The sequence below is a fragment of the Mesorhizobium sp. genome, from assembly GCF_017306585.1.
GTDB lineage: Bacteria > Pseudomonadota > Alphaproteobacteria > Rhizobiales > Rhizobiaceae > Mesorhizobium.
Window position 1 is genome coordinate 13321 of sequence record NZ_JAFKIC010000180.1, and the last position, 17507, is coordinate 30827.

Annotated in this window: 17 protein-coding genes; 15 read left to right on the forward strand and 2 right to left on the reverse strand. The window is 65.6% G+C overall.

From position 1 onward, the window contains the following. The first annotated feature begins 1 nt into the window (after position 1). The 3 genes from J0I79_RS21635 to J0I79_RS21645 all read left to right on the forward strand — a co-directional run bounded on the left by J0I79_RS21635 (position 2) and on the right by J0I79_RS21645 (position 4075). Positions 2-964: a nitronate monooxygenase gene (locus J0I79_RS21635; RefSeq protein WP_292863681.1), complete on the forward strand. Its 963-nt coding sequence runs from the start codon at positions 2-4 to the stop codon at positions 962-964. Between the two features lie 13 nt (positions 965-977). After that, positions 978-2417: an NAD-dependent succinate-semialdehyde dehydrogenase gene (locus J0I79_RS21640; RefSeq protein ID WP_292863684.1), complete on the forward strand. Its 1440-nt coding sequence runs from the start codon at positions 978-980 to the stop codon at positions 2415-2417. 71 nt (positions 2418-2488) lie between these two features. After that, entirely contained in the window at positions 2489-4075 is a 1587-nt protein-coding gene (locus J0I79_RS21645; protein ID WP_292863687.1) for a GMC family oxidoreductase N-terminal domain-containing protein, read from the forward strand. Positions 4076-4077: 2 nt separating this feature from the next. On the opposite strand, the gene J0I79_RS21650 is transcribed toward J0I79_RS21645, so the two are convergent. Then, a complete protein-coding gene (locus J0I79_RS21650) occupies positions 4078-5148 on the reverse strand; it encodes an ATP-grasp fold amidoligase family protein (protein ID WP_292863690.1) in 1071 nt (356 codons plus the stop codon). A gap of 300 nt (positions 5149-5448) precedes the next feature. On the opposite strand from J0I79_RS21650, the gene J0I79_RS21655 reads away from it, so the two are divergent. The 7 genes from J0I79_RS21655 (at position 5449) to J0I79_RS21685 (ending at position 10903) form a co-directional block, all read left to right on the forward strand. After that, positions 5449-6525: a hypothetical protein gene (locus tag J0I79_RS21655; protein WP_292863693.1), complete on the forward strand. Its 1077-nt coding sequence runs from the start codon at positions 5449-5451 to the stop codon at positions 6523-6525. Beyond that, positions 6522-7439, forward strand: a complete 918-nt coding sequence (locus tag J0I79_RS21660; RefSeq protein WP_292863696.1) for a DUF6282 family protein — start codon at positions 6522-6524, stop codon at positions 7437-7439. The genes J0I79_RS21655 and J0I79_RS21660 overlap by 4 nt, the downstream gene beginning before the upstream one ends. A gap of 26 nt (positions 7440-7465) precedes the next feature. After that, a complete protein-coding gene (locus tag J0I79_RS21665) occupies positions 7466-7798 on the forward strand; it encodes a cupin domain-containing protein (RefSeq protein WP_292863699.1) in 333 nt (110 codons plus the stop codon). A 23-nt stretch (positions 7799-7821) separates the two neighbouring features. Then, entirely contained in the window at positions 7822-9249 is a 1428-nt protein-coding gene (locus J0I79_RS21670; protein ID WP_292863702.1) for an NAD-dependent succinate-semialdehyde dehydrogenase, read from the forward strand. Positions 9250-9284: 35 nt separating this feature from the next. Beyond that, the gene (locus J0I79_RS21675; RefSeq protein ID WP_292863704.1) at positions 9285-9614 is read left to right on the forward strand and encodes a hypothetical protein; all 330 of its coding nucleotides are present in this window, start codon (positions 9285-9287) and stop codon (positions 9612-9614) included. An 87-nt stretch (positions 9615-9701) separates the two neighbouring features. Beyond that, positions 9702-10034 (forward strand): RidA family protein, encoded by a 333-nt coding sequence (locus J0I79_RS21680; RefSeq protein ID WP_292863707.1) that lies wholly within the window; start codon positions 9702-9704, stop codon positions 10032-10034. Next, complete coding sequence (locus tag J0I79_RS21685) at positions 10031-10903, forward strand: amidohydrolase family protein (RefSeq protein ID WP_292863710.1); 873 nt, start codon at positions 10031-10033, stop codon at positions 10901-10903. The genes J0I79_RS21680 and J0I79_RS21685 overlap by 4 nt, the downstream gene beginning before the upstream one ends. 19 nt (positions 10904-10922) lie before the next feature. Here J0I79_RS21685 and J0I79_RS21690 read toward each other — a convergent pair whose 3' ends face one another. Then, positions 10923-11738: an IclR family transcriptional regulator gene (locus J0I79_RS21690; protein WP_292863713.1), complete on the reverse strand. Its 816-nt coding sequence runs from the start codon at positions 11736-11738 to the stop codon at positions 10923-10925. 220 nt (positions 11739-11958) lie between these two features. Between J0I79_RS21690 and J0I79_RS21695 the strand changes: the two genes are divergently transcribed. The 5 genes from J0I79_RS21695 to J0I79_RS21715 all read left to right on the forward strand — a co-directional run. Next, on the forward strand, positions 11959-13329 hold the full coding sequence (locus J0I79_RS21695; protein ID WP_292863716.1) for an aminotransferase: 1371 nt from the start codon (positions 11959-11961) through the stop codon (positions 13327-13329). 6 nt (positions 13330-13335) lie between these two features. Continuing rightward, the gene (locus J0I79_RS21700) at positions 13336-14433 is read left to right on the forward strand and encodes an ABC transporter ATP-binding protein (RefSeq protein ID WP_292863719.1); all 1098 of its coding nucleotides are present in this window, start codon (positions 13336-13338) and stop codon (positions 14431-14433) included. Positions 14434-14471: 38 nt separating this feature from the next. Further along, a complete protein-coding gene (locus J0I79_RS21705; RefSeq protein ID WP_292863722.1) occupies positions 14472-15512 on the forward strand; it encodes an ABC transporter substrate-binding protein in 1041 nt (346 codons plus the stop codon). Positions 15513-15587: 75 nt separating this feature from the next. After that, positions 15588-16772, forward strand: coding sequence for an ABC transporter permease (locus tag J0I79_RS21710; protein ID WP_292863725.1), 1185 nt, complete (start codon positions 15588-15590; stop codon positions 16770-16772). A 9-nt stretch (positions 16773-16781) separates the two neighbouring features. Beyond that, positions 16782-17507: ABC transporter permease (locus tag J0I79_RS21715; protein ID WP_292863728.1), on the forward strand; the 726-nt coding region annotated here is incomplete at its 3' end.

Consider the following 17507-nt stretch of genomic DNA (forward strand, 5'->3'; position numbering starts at 1 on the left):
CGTGCGCATCGAGACGCAAGTGACGCGGCTGCTCGGCATAGACCTGCCGATCATCCAGGCGGGCATGTCGTGGGCGTCGTCCAACGCCGCCCTGCCGCTTGCCGTGTCGCGGGCGGGCGGCCTCGGCGTCATCGCGGCCGGCCCGATGTATCGCGACGACCTCGCGCGGACCATCGATGAGGTCCGCTCCGGGACCGACAGGCCCTTCGCCGTCAACCTGCCGCTCTACCGCAAGGGCGCGGACGAGATCATCGACCTCCTGGCCGAGAAGCGGGTACCGGTGCTGATCGCCTCGCAGGGCGGGCCCAAAAAATACATCGAGCGGTTCAAGGCGATAGGCACGATCTGCCTGCATGTCGTCGCGGGGGCGGAGCACGCGCTGAAGGCGGCTGAGGCCGGCGTCGACGGGTTGATCGCGGTCGGAGGCGAGGCAGGCGGCCATCCGCCGCCGGAGCTGGTGTCGACGCTTGTGCTCGGCCGCGCCATCGCCAGGGCAGTGCCGGAGATGCCGCTGATCCTCAGCGGTGGCTTCGCCGATGGGCGCGGCCTGGCCGCGGCATTGGCGCTTGGCGCGGGTGCGGCGCAGTTCGGTACCCGGTTCATGCTGTCGCGGGAGGCGCGATTGCACGACGCATATCGCCAGCGCCTGCTTGGCGCGTCGATCGCCGACACGCTCGTCGTCGGGCGCGGCCTCGGCATGATCCGGGTGCTGCGCAACCGCTTCGCCGAGACAATGAACGAAGCGGAGCAGGGTGGCGCGGCGGACGAGGCACGGCGTGCCATCTTCACAGAGGCGACGCTCAAGGCGGCTGCCTTCGATGGAGACGTCGATCACGGCAAGATCGAAGCCGGACAGAGCGTGGGCCTGGTCGGCGAAATCCTGCCAGCCGGCGACATCGTCCATTCGATCGCTCGAGATTATGTCGCGGCAATTGCCGCGCTGCCGCGCCCAACCAAAAGCTAGAAGGAAACACGCCATGCTGGACAAGCCGTTGCTGATCGACGGGCACTGGAGGGCGCCGTCCGGCGAACGCTCGGGCGAGGTCAGGAACCCGGCCACCGGGCAGACCATCGCCCGCCTGCCATTCGCGGAGCAGGCGGATCTCGACGCCGCCCTGGCCGCCGCCGCCAAGGGCTTCGCGGCGTGGCGCCGGACCACCGCGCTGGAGCGCGGCAGGATCATGCACCGTGCCGCAGCGATCGTGCGCGATCGCGCGGAGACGATCGCGGCCCATATGGTGCGCGAGCAAGGTAAGCCGCTTGCGGAGGCAAGGGGCGAAGCCAACGCGGCGCCCGAACATATCGAATGGCACGCGGAGGAAGGCCGGCGCGCCTATGGCCGTGTGATCCCCTCGCGCCATCCGGGCGCGCGGCAGATGGTGCTCAGGGAGCCTGTCGGCCCGGTCGCCGCCTTCTCGCCGTGGAATTTTCCGGTCAACCAGCTGGTGCGCAAGATTTCGGCGGCTCTCGCAGCCGGCTGTTCCGTCATCGCCAAGCCGCCGGAGGAGACGCCCTCGGCCTGCATCGAACTCGTGCGCGCCTTCCAGGACGCCGGCGTGCCGGACGGGGTAATCAATCTGGTGTTCGGCGTGCCGTCCGAGATATCGCAATATCTCATCGCTTCGCCGGTCATTGGCAAGATCTCGTTCACCGGCTCGGTGCCGGTCGGCAAGATGCTGGGGTCGATGGCCGCTGCCGGCGTCAAGCGCGCCACGATGGAGCTTGGCGGACATGCGCCGTTCATCGTCGCTGCCGACGCGGATCTCAACGCCGCCGTCAAACTCGGCCTGATGCTGAAATACCGCAACGCCGGCCAGGTCTGCGCGGCGCCGACGCGTTTCTATGTCGAGGACGCCGTCTATGATCGGTTCCGCGCCGCCTTCGTCGACGGCTCACGGCGGATCAAGGTGGGAGATGGCATGGACGCGCAAACGCAGATGGGTCCGCTTGCCAATCAGCGCCGCCTCGATGCCATGGACAGTTTCGTCGAGGATGCCGTTGCCAGGGGCGCGGTGCTGGAGTGCGGCGGCCGCCGCATCGGCAATGACGGCTTCTTCTTCGAGCCCACGGTCCTCTCCGATGTGCCCGAGGACGCGCGGCTGATGAATGACGAGCCGTTCGGGCCGGTCGCCGCGTTGGTGCGTGTCGGTTCGGTCGATGAAGCGATCGAGCGCGGCAACCGGTTGCCTTTCGGCCTCGCGGCCTTCGCCTTCACCAATTCGCTTACCACGGCTGACAGGCTGACCGACGGCCTGGAGGCCGGCATGATTTCCATCAACCATTTCGGACTTGCGGCGGCGGAAACACCTTTCGGCGGCATCAAGGAAAGCGGCTACGGCAGCGAAGGCGGTTCTGAAACGCTGGATGCCTTCCTCACCACCAAATTCGTCAGCCATCTCGGCCTCGGCGCGAACTGAGCAATTCGAGGACGTGTGAACGCCGTTCCGTCCGGAATGGCGTCGGAACGAAAAGCCAAATCGGGGATCGCTTGGAAACTTACGACTATATCATCGTCGGCGGCGGATCCTCGGGCTGCGTGCTGGCCAATCGATTGGTCAATGCCGGCAAGAGCGTGCTTCTGCTTGAGGCCGGCCCGCGCGACAACACGCCGTTCATCCACATCCCGGCGACCTTTGTGCGCGTGCTCGGCACGAAGCGGACCTGGATGTATCGCACGGAGCCGGAGCCCGGCGCGAATGGCCGCGTGCTGACCGTGCCGCAGGGGCGCACGCTCGGCGGCGGCTCTTCGGTCAACGCCATGATCTACATCAGGGGCCAGGCGCAGGATTACGATACATGGCGCGATCTCGGCTGCGCCGGCTGGGGCTATGACGACGTGCTACCGGTCTTTCGCCGCAGCGAGGACAACGAGACCTTCTCCGACGCATTCCATGGTACGGGCGGCCCGCTTAAAGTGTCTGAGCCGCGATACCGTCATCCGATAAGTTCGGCCTTCGTGCGGGCCGCGCAGGAGATCGGCCTGCCGCACAATGCCGACTTCAATGGCGCTGTGCAGGCCGGTGTCGGCTTCTATCAGACCACCACGTTCGGCGCCCGTCGCGGCTCGACTGCCGCCACCTATCTCAAGCCGGTGCTTGGCTCCAAACTGCTGACGGTTCATGTCGAGGCGGCCGCGCAAGGCGTGGTGCTCGAAAACGGAGCCGCTGTCGGCATACGCTACTTCAGGGCCGGGCGCATGTCGGAGGCGCGCGCCAGGGAAGAAGTCGTGCTCTGCGCCGGCGCGCTGGCGACGCCGAAGCTGCTCATGCTGTCCGGCATCGGCCCTGGGGCGGAGCTTGCCGGGCACGGAATTCCGGTGACCCGGCATCTGCCCGGCGTGGGCGAGAATTTTCAGGACCACATCACCGCGTCGGTCTATGGCGTTACCGACCGGCCGATCTCACTCAAGGGACAGGATAGGGGTTTGCGCGCGGTCGCGAACGGCCTTCAGTATCTCTTCACGCGGTCCGGCCTTCTGACGTCGAACGTGGTCGAGACCGGCGGCTTCGTTGACACCAGCGGACAGGGGAGGCCCGACATCCAGTTTCACGTGACGCCGGCGCTGGTTGGCGACGCCACCCGCGAGGCCATGGCCGGCCACGGCGTGTCGATCAATCCATGCATCCTGCGGCCTGCGTCGCGCGGCAAGGTCTCCTTGCGCGGCCGAGGGGTGGACGATCCGATCATCTTCGTCGGCAACAATCTGACCGAGCGGGAAGATGTCGACACGCTGGTGCGCGGCGTGGCCCTGGCCCGCAGGATCCTCGCGGCGCCTTCGATGCGGGCGCTGGGATTTCGCGAACTGGCGCCGGGCGATGGCGAGAAAAGCGACGCCGAGCTCGAACGGCATGCACGGTCTCTGGCCAAGACGGTCTATCATCCGGCCGGCACCTGCAAGATGGGCACCGACGACATGGCCGTCGTCGACAACAGGTTGCGGGTGATCGGCGTGCCGCGTCTTCGCATTGCCGATGCTTCGATCATGCCGACGCTGGTCAGCGGCAACACCAACGCGCCCTGCATCATGATCGCCGAGCGCTGCGCCGATTTCCTTTTGTCTCGCAGTTCCGCCTGACTTCAGCCGGGCAGAGTGGCCTCCGTAACCACTTCAGGCTGTGTCAGCACTGAAGGACCCGAAATGCCGGGCAGCTGGAGTTGCGTTGGCGTCGGCGCGCGTTGCGCGGCCTCGGCCTGGCATTTGGCACGCAGCGCGTCGGCGTAGAGGCGGGCAATCCCGCGATGCTCTCGTTGCAGAAACTTTGCCTGGTCGAGGCGCCAGTGTCGTTCGATATCGGCCATGATCGCCGGATTGCTCCACATGGAATAGCCGCCGCCCGTGTAGAGCGTGATCTCTCCGGCATAGAGCTCCTTGTCGGTGACCAGAAAATCGATCCGGGCGTAGTCGAGATCGCCGGCGATCCGAGGCGCCAATGCTGCGGCCTGGCGGATACAATCCAAGAGGCGCGGCGTGATCTCGAGAGCCTGGTCCTCGCGTGGGTAGTCGACATCGCGCCCCGGCAGCGGGTTACCCTCGGGGTCGAACAGCCGCGAGCGCAGCGCCTTCTTGTCCTCGGCACGGACATGGCAGACGACGCCGCTGCACACCTGGACCTTGATCTCGGTGGCGATCTCGCCGCCGGCGAGCGGCAGCAACTCCTCGACGAACACCCTGGGCACGATCGCCCAGTAGGCCCATTCATGCTGGCTGATCCCGTAGCGGCGCTTCAGCCAGCCTTTAGTCGTGCGCACGATCTCCGCGCGATCCGGCTTTCCGCCGGAGACGAAGATATTCATCTCGCAGCCATGATTGGTCTTGACGACAACGTTGCCGGCCAGGAGTTCGGGCGGAATGTCATCGGGATCGGCGCCGGACCACAGCGTCCTCGGCACCTTCACGTCTGGGCAGACGCCGCGGATATAGTCCTTCGCCGCGAGCTTGTCGGACAGCGTCACGAACAGCGGGTCGTGGTCGACGATTTTCCTCCACAGCATGCGCTCGTGATAGCGCACCGGAGCGGCCGGGTTGGGCAGATAGCCCGTCTTGCGCATGAAGCGCCGGATGAGCAAGGGGTGGCGCAGCGTAAGCAGAACCCGCGCGACGGCCAGGATGGCGCGATGGCCGGGCGAGACGCCGATGCCCGTCTTCATGCGATACTTGTCTTCATGCGGTACTTCGCCCCCCGGCAAACCAATCCGGCGAGCGGACCGGCCCCACCTTATTGCATCCCCCATGTCGCCGTCATCCGCCTTTCTTGGGGGCATTTCCGTCACGTGGCGCAGCCAGCGCCATCACGACGGGTGAGCGGAACCGTGAGGTCCGTTCCGGACGGTTGACGCGGGGGCTTGTGCGTTGTATCAAGAGAAACATCGTTTCGTAATACAAAACGAAGAAAAGGCCTGCCCGATGCCGTCATCGTGGCCGGCAAGCGCAAACCCCAGAGGAAACTGATGGGCAGGCTGCGGTGCAGTGTCGGTCGCGTCGAGCTGAAGAACCCGCTGATAGCGGCGGCCGCCGAGCACATGATTGATGCCTCGGGCGTGGACGCCGCGATCCGCGCCGGCGCCGGTGCCGTCGTCGTCAAGTCGACCAATGAATCCGAGGCCGCCAGGGACCAGCTTCAGCGCGCCGAATATGTCGCGCTCGGCTCCGACTGGCGGCCGCTGCCCTGGGGCGCCGCCGCGCCGGACGATGTCACCATCGCCAGCCGCTCGGGCCTCACGCCGCAGTCATTCCCGGCATGGCTAGACCAGGCCGTGGCGTTGGACCGCATGGCGCGCGCGCATGATTGCGTTCTGGTCGCCAGCCTTATCCTTGCCGACCTCGATCAGGCCGTGGCGATGGCCCGGCAGGTCGAACAGGCGGGCATTCGCGTCCTCGAATTCAACATCGGCACCCCCTATGCCAGCCAGGCCGCGAAAGGCGCCGTCACCACCGAATTATCGCCGGAACGCGTTGGCGCGATCGTCGCGCGCATGCGCCAGGCGGTCTCGATCCCGCTCTGGATCAAGCTGACCGGTCAGAGCGAACGCGTGCCGGACCTTGCCGAGGCGGCATTCTCCGGCGGCGCGGATTCGGTCGTCATGGCCGGGCGCCTGCTGGGCTTTGTCCCCGACGTCGAAACGCTGGAGCCGATGCTCGGCACCAGCCTCGCCGTCGGCGGCTTCTGGAACTTGCCCCTGACCTGCCAGTGGCTGGCCCTGAGCCGCGCCCGGCTCGGTCGGCAATGCCCGTTGATCGGCATCAACGGCGCGTGCAACGGCCTCGACATCGCCCGCATGCTGCTCTCGGGCGCGTCGGCCGCCGGGCTTGCCTCCGCAATCATGCTGCGCGGTTTCGGCGTCATCGGCGACAGCCTCGCCGAGCTGGATCGCTGGCTCGAGGGCAAGGGTCTGACGGTGCCGAATGCGGTCGGCATCGCCGCCGACCGGCGCAAGAGCTTTTCGCAGATGCCGCTGCGCACCAATCACTGGCGGCAGTTCATACCGGCCGCGAGCCCGCCGGAACCTGGGAGTGAGACACAATGAGCGACACGATCGACCCGCAAAGGGAAGCCACCATCAAACGCCTGATGCAAGGCGCCGTAGACCTCCACGTGCACAGCGGTCCATCGCTGATGCCGAGGGCCGTCGATCATATCGAGGTGGTTCAACAGGCGGTCGAGGCCGGCATGGCGGCGGTCCTGCTCAAGGATCACTACTACCCGACCATGCCGATCGCCCATCTCATCAACAAGCACTATCCAAGCAGTGTCACCACGCTCGGCGCCGTGGTGCTCAACAATCCGCTCGGCGGCATCAATCCGAGCGCGGTCGACTATGCGCTGAAGCAGGGCGCTCGCATCGTCTGGATGGCGACGGCGCATGCGCAGAACCATATCGACCATGAGAAGAAAGACGCCGATTTCAAGAACAAGTTCCCGGTCAACAGCAAGAAGACCGTCGCTCCGGTCGGATCGAGGCTGGTCGATGAATCCGGCGAGGTGACCGACGAAGTCAAGCTGATCCTCGATCTCGTCGCGCAGGCCGACGCGGCGGTGTCGGGCGGCCATCATCACATCAGCGAGCTGTGGCCGTTCTACGAGGAGGCGAAGGCGCGCGGCGTCAAGCGCCTGTTCCTCAACCATCCGACCTATGTCAACGAAGGCTCTTTCCAGGACGTCGCCCAACTGGCACGCATGGGCGTCATGATCGAGCACTCGATCTGCATGTTCGTGCCTTCCACCTTCTACCTCTTCGATCGCGAGCACCTGCGGCAGGTCATCGACGCAGCCGGCGTCGAGAACACCTTCTTCGGGTCCGACCTCGGCCAGAAGAACAATCCGACACCCGTCGAAGGCTTCCGCCTGATCATCGGCCTGCTGCTCGACCTCGGGTACTCCGAGCCCGACGTCCGGCGCATGGTCGCGACGAACGCTTCTCAGTTCATTGGCCTGTCCTGAGCCAACCTGTTCCCAAGGAGGACTTCATGAGCATTCATTCCATCGACTGGGAAGCGATCGACTGGACGCCTGTTAGGCACGGCATCGAGCGCAAGGCGTTTTCGGGCGACGGCGCCACGCTCGCCTTGCATCGGCTTCATCCCGGTCACGAGCTGAAACCGCATTCGCACCCGCACGAGCAGATCGTCTACATCCTCGAAGGCCTGGTCGACTTCCATATCGGCGACGAAGTCGTGCGCCTCGGAGCGGGCGGCCTCGCGCATATACCGGGCGGCGTCATTCACTATGTCGAAGTCGTCGGCGACAGCCCGGCGCTCAACCTCGACGTCTTCACGCCCGCCCGCCCCGAATACGGCTGATCTTCTCGAGGAACGCAATTCTCATGACCAAATCCCTCTTCATCGGCGGCGCATGGACCGACGGTTCGGGCTCACGGCGCGGCAAGGTCGTCAACCCGGCGACCGGCCAGGAAATCGGCACCGTCGCATTTGCCGAGGCGGCCGATCTCGACGCAGCACTCGTCGCGGCCGAGAACGGCTTCCGGGTCTGGCGCAAGGCCACCGCCTATGAGCGCTACCGCATTCTCTCCAAGGCCGCCGATCTGGCGCGGGAACGTGCTGAAACCATCGCCCGGGCCATCACGCGCGAACAGGGCAAGCCGCTCGCCGAGGCGCGCATGGAGGCGGGTGCGGCGGCCGACATCATCGACTGGTTCGCCGAGGAGGGCAGGCGAGCCTACGGCCGCGTCATCCCATCGCGCCTGCCGGGCGCGAGGCAGACCGTGCTTGCCGAGCCAGTAGGGCCTGTCGCCGCCTTCAGCCCGTGGAACTTCCCCTGCGCGCAGCTGGTGCGCAAGATCGCGGCCGCGCTCGCCGCCGGTTGCTCCATCATCGCCAAGGCGCCGGAGGAGACGCCGAGTTCGGCCATCGAACTCGTCCGCTGCTTTGAGGAGGCCGGCGTGCCTGCCGGCGTGGTCAATCTCGTCTTCGGCGTGCCTTCCGAAATATCGTCCCGTCTCATCGCGTCACCGGTGATCCGCAAGATCTCCTTCACCGGTTCGGTCGCGGTCGGACGTTCTTTGTCGGCGCTTGCAGGGCAGCACCTGAAGCGCACCACGATGGAACTCGGCGGCCATGCTCCCTTCATCGTCTGCGACGATGTCGACGCCGATGCCGTCGCCCGCCTCGGCGCCGGCATCAAGTTCCGCAATGCCGGACAGATCTGTACCTCGCCCACCCGTTTCCTTGTCGATGAGACGCTGAAAACCCGCTTCACCGAAACGTTCGCGGCGCAGGCCGAGAAGATCGTTGTCGGAGACGGCGCGGCCGAAGGCACGCAGATGGGACCACTCGCCCATGCGCGCCGCATCGATGCGCTCGACGGACTGATCCGCGACGCCGCCGAACAGGGCGCGCGCATCGTCACCGGTGGCCGGCGCATCGGCAACGAAGGCTATTTCTACGCGCCGACGGTTCTCGCCGACGTCCCGCGCTCGGCGCGGATCATGAACGAGGAGCCGTTCGGCCCGGTCGCCATCATCAATGGTTTCGGGTCGCTGGACGAGGCCGTAACGGAGGCGAACCGGTTGCCTTACGGGCTCGGCGCCTATGCCTTCGCCGCGTCCACGGCCAAGGTCGCCCGCCTCGGCGAGGAGGTCGAATCCGGCATGATCTCGATCAATCATTTCGGCTTTGCCGCGCCCGAAACACCGTTCGGCGGCATCAAGGATAGCGGCCACGGCGCCGAAGGCGGCAGCGAGGGGCTTCAAGCCTATCTGGCGATGAAGTTCGTCAGCCAGGTCGGGGCATGAGGCGCGTTGCTGGCGGCTGGGGGATCGGGGCGCCTATGGAGCTGGACTTTCAGCATCTGCTGACCGAGACCCCGGCGCCGATCCGCTACCGGCCGGGCGAGGCGGCTCGTGTCGAGGCGCTACTGGCGCGCGCCACGGGCTGCGTCGTCGGACGCCAGCGAGGGCGCTTCTATGTCGACATTGTCATCAATTCGGTTCCGCATCGCGTGGAGTTCGACCGGCAGGCGGATTTCGACCAGGCCTGTGCTGTAATCAGGACCCGGAGCATTCCGGTGCATCGCGAGCGCGACGTCATGGTGGCGTTGATCTGCACCGGCGCCGTGCTTGTCCTGGCCATCGCGATAGCCATGTGGTTGAGGCCCTGAATGTTCCCAGCCGATCCTCCCCTGCGGCAGCGCAGGTCCATCCACATTCCAGGTTTCCGGCACAAGAATCCCATCCCGAATGCAGCGATGATCGGCAATGTGCTGATGTCGGGTGTCATCAATGGAGTCGATCCGGCGACGGGCGCGGTGGCATCGGGCCTGGAAGAGCAATGCCGGCACATGTTTGCCCATGTGCGGGCGATCGTCGAGGCGGCCGGCGGATCGCCCGGCGACATCCTCAAGATGACTGTCTGGATGGGTGACAAATCCCATCGCGATGCGCTGAACCGCGAATGGCTGCGGATGTTTCCTGATGAGACCAGCCGGCCGGCCCGCCACACCTTCCAGAGCGAAATGGATGGCGCCATCGAGATCCAGTGCGACATCACCGCCATCATCGGCGCGCGAGTATCCGAATGACCGACTATTTCCCCTTCGACCCGCGCCCGAAACCGGCTTCCAGCCCGGTACCGCCGGGCGCCACGGACTGCCAGTTCCACGTCTTCGGGCCTCCCGACATCTATCCGGTGCGTCCGGGCGCCGCCTATGAGATGCCTCAGGCGACGATCGCCAAGGCGCTGGCCATGCACAAGGTGCTCGGCATCAGCCGCGGCGTCATCGTGCAGCCGACCACTTACGGCATCGACCATTCGGCGTTTCTCGACGCGCTGGCGCAGGCCGGCCCGGACTATCGCGGCTGCGTTATTGCCGCCGCCCTTACTGAGTGCTCCGAGGCAGAACTGGAGCGGCTGGATGCGGCCGGGGTCAGGGGCGCGCGGTTCAATTTTCTCGGCGCCGTCAACCTGGCGCCGGATGAAAAGTCGCTGCAACGCGCCTTCGGTAGGGCGCGCGAGTTGGGGTGGCACATCAAGGTTCAACCCGGCCAGAGCGGCATTCTCGATAGCGTGGCGCTCTATCAGGAAACGGACCTGCCGGTCGTGATCGATCACATGGGTCGGCCCGATCTGCGCGACGCCAGTGGCAAGGCCACCGTGGACAAGGTCGTCGAGCTGCTCGGCAGGGGCAATTTCTGGGTCCTGCTATCCAACGGGCACAAGATCTCCCGGTCAGGTCCGCCCTGGTCTGATGCGGTTCCCGTGGCGCAAGCCTATATCGCCGCGGCGCCCGACAAGGTGCTGTGGGCAAGCGACTGGCCGCATCCGCTGTCGACGAGCCAGCCGCCAAATGACGGCGATCTGCTCGATCTGCTGTTTCGTTACACGGATGATGGCCGCACAATGCGGCGCATCCTCGTCGACAATCCGGCACGGCTGTTCGGCTTCGGCTGATCGTCGCGAGGCGGGCTGCTCAGGATGCGGCCGAGTCCAGGCGCCTGCGGGCGTCCACGGCGCCACGGTCGTAACCCAGATTCCAGGAGATGCGCAGGCTGGCCTTGAGCAGCGCCTCGATCTGCGCCGGGACGGGATCCGGCTTGATGTTCTGGACCGAGCCGACAATGGCCACGGTCCCGGCGACATCGCCGCTGCGGTCGAAAATCGGCGCGGCCACGGCATTGATCCCGAACGTCTCCTCGTTGGCCGCGGTGATGAAGCCTTGCGACCGCGCCTGTTCGAGCTCGGCTTCAAGCCGTGCCTGATCGACGATCGTGTGGTCCGTCAGCCGTGTCAGTCCCTGGCGCAGAACGTGCTGCAGGAGGGAGCGGTTGCTGAAGGCGAGCGCCACCTTGCCTTGGGCGGTTCCGTGCAGGACCAGTTCGCTGCCTTGCCGCACCCCGATCTCGAGATTGGATTTACCGAATACGGTGCGCAGGACGATCAGCGTGCGGTTGCGCAGCGCGGAGACCACGACGGTTTCGCCGATCTCGTCGCGCAGCGACGCGATCGCATCCGATGAGGCGGTCAAGAGTTCGATGCGGCCGGCCGCCACTTGCCCGATCAGATAGGAGCGGGTGCCGAGTTTGTAGCGGGTCGACACCGTGTTCTGCTCGACATAACCGCGCTCGACCAGCGTCTGCAGATGCCGGAACACGGTGCCCTTGGTCGTGCCGAGAAGGGCTGCGAGCTCGCTGACCCCGACTTCGCCGGGCGCGGCCGCCACCGCCTCCAGCACGTCGAAGGCCAACTGGACCGATTTCACGCCGCCGTCGGGCCGAGCCGTGGTCATGCTGCATTATCCCTTGCGTCCTGCGTCCATCCGCGCCGGCGGACTGAAGCGCTCTTCAACGTGCTACCCCGGCCCATTCTCCAAGACAAGATTTCAAGGGCGGGCCGCGCGCTCGATCCCGTCGGCGGCCAACATGCCTGTCGTTCGGAATCATAAAAAAGTGTCTTGTAATACGAAACATCATTTTGTATCACAAAACAAGATCGACAGGGGAAGAGCGATGGATCAGGCCATATTGAATTCGCCGCACGGCCGGGACGTGCGCTTCCACGCCCATCCCCAGACCAATTTCCGGCTCCACGAAAAAGTCGGCCCGATGGTGGTCGGGCAGGGCGAGGGTATCCGCGTCGTCGACCTCGACGGCCGCCGCTATATCGACGGCATGGCCGGGCTCTGGTGCGCCTCGCTCGGCTTCAGCGACCGCCGCCTTGCCGATGCCGCCCATGCCCAGATGCTCAAACTGCCCTATCAGCAGACTTTCGCTCATCGCAGCAGCGAGCCGGTCATCGATCTTGCCGAGACCTTGCTGGCGAAAGCGCCGGTGCCGATGTCCAAGGCGATGTTCCAGGCGTCGGGATCGGAGGCGGTCGATACCGCCATCAAGCTGGTCTGGTACTATCACGCCGCTATCGGCAAGCCCGAGAAACGCAAGATCATCGGCCGGCTGCGCGCCTATCATGGCACCACGATCGCCGCCGCCAGTCTGACCGGCCTGCCCAACATGCACAATGGCTACGGCCTGCCGTTGCCGGGCTTCCTGCACGTCGCCTGTCCCGATACCTACAGGGGCAGGCAGGAGGGGGAGAGCGAGCAGGCTTATTCCGAGCGGCTGGCGGCCGAACTGGAAGCGCTCATTCTCGCCGAGGGGCCGGACACGATCGGCGGCTTCTTCGCCGAGCCGGTCATGGGCACGGGCGGCGTCGTGGTTCCGCCCCAGGGGTATTTCGCCGCCATCCAGCGGGTCCTGCAGAAATACGACATTCTCCTTATCGCCGACGAGGTCATTTGCGGCTTCGGCCGCACCGGCGAGTACTGGGGCTCGCAAAGCTTCGGCCTGCGGCCCGACATGCTGACCTGCGCCAAGGGCCTGTCGTCTGCCTATTTCCCGATATCGGCGCTGCTCATCAACGATCGCGTCTATCAGCCGGTCGCCGACTTCGCCGCCAGCCTTGGCGGCTTCGGCCATGGTTACACCTATGGCGGCCATCCAGTCGGCGCAGCGGTGGCGCTGGAGACGTTGCGCATCTATGACGAGATGGATGTCTGCGGCCATGTCCGCGCCACCGCGCCGGCGCTGCAGGAGGGACTGCGTGCGCTGGCCGATCACCCGCTGGTCGGCAATGTGCGCGGCGTCGGCTTCATGGCGGCGGTCGAGTTCGTCGCCGACAAGGTCACTCGCACGCCGTTCGCGCCCGAGCTTGCCGTTGCCCAGCGCATCTCGGATGCGGTCAAGGAGCGAGGCGTGCTGCTGCGCGCGCTCGGGCCGACATTGGTGTTTTCGCCGCCGCTGATTGCGCGCAAGGAGGATATGGGCGAAATCGTCACGGCAGTCGGCGAAAGCCTTGATCAGATCCACGCGCAACTGAGCTGACCCTTCATGACGGACCGGCCCATCGTCGACCCCGCAGTGCCGCCGATCGTATCGTTCCGTGCGGTCACCAAGCGCTACGACGCGAAATCCACCGTGGTGGACGATCTTTCGCTCGACATCGTCAAGGGCGAGTTCCTGACGCTGCTCGGGCCGAGCGGTTCCGGCAAGACCACGACGCTGATGATGCTGGCCGGTTTCGAATGGCCGAATTCCGGCCGCATCTTCATGGACGGACAGGACATCACCGACCTGCCGCCGCACAAGCGCGACATGGGCGTGGTGTTCCAGAGCTACGCCCTGTTCCCGCATATGTCGGTCGCCGACAACGTCGCCTTCCCGCTCGCCGTGCGCAACATTGCGGCCGCTGAAGCAAGACGCCGCGTCGGCGAAGCGCTCGAACTCGTTCATCTCGCGGGTTTTGGCGACCGCAAGCCCGGGCAGCTGTCCGGCGGCCAGCAGCAGCGTGTCGCTCTCGCCCGCTCGCTGGTCTACCGCCCGCGCATCGTCTTGATGGACGAGCCGCTCGGCGCGCTGGATAAGGCGCTGCGCGAGCAGATGCAGATCGAAATCAAGCAGATCCACCGGCAGCTCGGTGTTACCTTCGTCTATGTCACGCACGACCAGGACGAGGCGCTGACCATGTCGGATCGCGTCGCCGTCTTCCACGAAGGCCGCATCCAGCAGATCTCTCCGCCGGTCGAAATCTACAACAGGCCGCGCACGCGCTTCGTTGCCAGTTTCCTGGGCGAGACGAACATGCTGCCCGGGACTGTCGTGAGCGTCGGCGATGGCTTCGCCGGGATCAGGCTCGCCAACGATGTCGTGCTGCGCGGCCGCGCCGGCGAAGGCATTGCCGCTGATAAGGAGGCCGTGCTGGTGGTCCGTCCGGAAGCGATTTCGGAAATCCAGGCCGAGGCCAACACCATCGAAGGCACGCTGCTCGACCAGCTCTTCCATGGCGACCATGTGCGCGTGCGCATTGCCATATCAGGCGGCCAGACCGTGCAGCTGAAGCTCAGGCCACAGGCCTGCGCGAGCCTGCCGCCGGCGGGCCAGACACTGCGCCTTTCCATTCCGGCCGAGGAGGCTCTGATCCTCGCCTGAAGCTTCGACCCAACCAAAATCAAACAAAGGGGAACTCAATGCTAAAACAGACAAAGCTGCTCGCCGCATCGCTTCTCGCCTGCACCGTGTGCCTCGCGGGCGCCTCCGCGCGCGACCTCGTCATCGTGTCCAACGGCGGCACGTTCCAGGAGGCGCAGAGCAACGCCATCTTCAAGCCCTTCACCGCCAAGACCGGCATCAAGGTCGTCGAGGATACCTGGGACAACGGCATCGGCGTCATCAGGACCAAGGTCGAGGGCGGCGACAGCGGCTGGGACATCGTCAACGCCGAAAGCGAGGAGCTCGAGATTGCCTGCCAGGAAGGCCTGATCCTGCCGCTCGACATCGACAAGCTCGGCGGCAAGGACAACTACGTCCCCGGCGCGGTCCACAAATGCGGCATTGGCGCCGCGATCTACAATCACGTGCTTGCCTACGACAAGACCCGCGTCAGCGCCGTGCCGAGCTGGGCCGATTTCTTCGACCTGAAGAAATATCCGGGCAAGCGCGCCTTGCGCGCCTCGCCGAAGACCAATCTGGAATTCGCCCTCATTGCCGACGGCGTTCCGCTTGCCGACGTCTACAGGGTGCTGTCGACACCGGAAGGCGTCGATCGCGCCTTCGCCAAGCTCGACACGATCAAGTCGTCGCTGGTGTTCTGGACCGCGGGCGGCCAGCCCATGCAACTGCTTGCGTCCGGCGAAGTGGTGATGACCTCTTCCTTCAACGGCCGCGTCACCAATGCCATCAACAAGGAACACAAGCCGTTCGGCATCGTCTGGGACAAGTCGCTGCAGACTGCCGACAGCTGGGTCATTCTCAAGACCTCTCCCAATGTCGATAAGGCCTACGAACTGCTGAAGTTCGCCGGCGAGGCAGAGCCGCAAAGCCATCTGCCTGATGTCCAGCCGATCGGCATCACCTCGGCCAAGGCCGTCGGCATGGTAAAGCCGGAACTGCTCGCCGACCTGCCGACCGCGCCGGAAAACAACAAGGACGTGCTGCAGATCAACGATGCCTTCTGGATCGACAACATCGACACCTTGACCGCCCGCTGGGCGGAATGGTCGGCACAGTAGCCGCGAACCACACTTTGGTTCGGGCCGCCCATCGAGGGATGGCCCGGGCCATGGAAGTCGCGAGGAGGGAAGCCGATGCTGAAGGGACAACGCGGAGGAATGCTGCGCAGCTACGCGCTGATCGCGCCTATGTTCGTGTTCCTTCTTGCCACCTTCCTGTTGCCGGTCGGCATGATCCTGTGGCGCAGCGTATCGGATCCGGAATTGCGCACGGCGCTGCCCGAAACGGCGGTGGAGCTTTCGTCCTGGAGCGGCCGGGGCCTGCCGCCGGCAAACGCCTATGCCGCGCTGGCCAGGGATCTCGCGCAGGTCGACGGCGCCAGCCTTGCTTCATTGAGCCGCCGGCTGTCCTATGAAAATCCGGGGTTTCGTGCCCTGCTGCAATCGACCAAGCGCAAGCTCGAGGCAGCGCCGGCCGGGACCACGCCCGACCTTGTCGTGCTCGATCCGCAATGGGGCGCGAACCAGACCTGGCAGGCGATGAAGCGCGCCGCCGGGCCTGTCGGCGTCTTCCACATCCTGTCGGCGCTCGACCTCAGGCAGAATTACGAGACCGGCATCGGGCCGTCGCGGCCGGGCGCCGCGCTTTACCGATCGATCATCCTGCGCACCTTCACCATCGCCTCCACCACGGCGATCCTGGCCCTGCTGCTCGCCTTTCCGCTGTGCGCCTTCCTGGCGCGCCAAAGCGACCGCGTGCGCAACCTTCTGCTGCTCATGGTGCTGCTGCCGTTCTGGACGTCGATCCTGGTCCGCACCACCGCCTGGCTGGCGCTGCTGCAGGACCGCGGCGTCATCAACACGCTGTTGATGGATATGGGTCTCATCGATCAGCCGATGAAGCTGCTCTACAACCGCATCGGCGTCATCACCGCGCTGGTCCACGTCATGCTGCCCTTCATGATCTTCCCGCTGCTTGCCGCGATGCGGTCGATCGATCCCCGCCTGTTCAGGGCCGCCCTTTCACTCGGCGCGACGCCCTTCTACGCCTTCCGGCGTGTCTACCTGCCGCAGATCATGCCCGGCGTCATGGCCGGCACGCTGATGGTGTTCGTCGTCACGCTCGGCTTCTACGTCACGCCGATGCTGGTCGGCGGCCCCGGCGACCAGATGATCAGCTACTACATCGCGCTCTACACCACCGGGACGCTGAACTGGGGCCTTGCCTCCTCGCTCGGCCTGATCCTGCTCGTCATCACGCTCTCGCTCTACGCCATCCAGAACGCCCTGCTGCGCCGCAGCGGCGTCGGCCTGCGTTAGGAGGCGCCCTTGTCCGGTCCCCGTCAGTCGCTCTCCAACCGGTTCGGCCGCTTCGGCCTCGGTCTTGCCGCCATCACCGTGCTGGCCTTTCTGATGGCGCCGCTCATCATCATCGTGCTGTTCTCGTTCAAGAGCAGCGGCGACTTCACTTTTCCGATCACGGGCTGGTCGCTGAAATGGTACCGCGAGTTCTTCACCACGCCGACCTGGATGGATGCCTTGCGCAACAGCCTTGTGCTGGCGGTGTCGACGACATTGCTGGCCACCCCGCTCGGCACCATGGCGGCACTCGGCCTCGCCGCGCCGCAACTGCCGGGGCGGCGGCTGATCTCGGCGCTGCTGCTCATTCCGATGATCGCGCCGGTCGTCATCGTCGGCGTCGGCATGTATTTCGTCTTCTCCATGACCGGGCTGACCGCGACCTATCCCGGTCTGGTCCTCGGCCATACCTCGCTTGCCGTGCCTTTCGTCGTGGTCACCGTCTCGGCGGTGTTGACGGGCCTCGACCGCCGGCTGTTGTGGGCGGCCGCCAGCATGGGCGCCTCGCCTTTCCTGACCTTCCGGAAAGTCACGCTTCCGGTCATCCTGCCGGGCACCGCATCGGGCGCGCTGTTTGCCTTCGCCACCTCGCTCGACGAGGTGGTCGTGACGATGTTCCTCGCCGGCCCCGGCCAGCGCACCTTGCCGCGCGAGATGTTCACCATCGCGCGCGACACGCTGACGCCGACCCTCGCC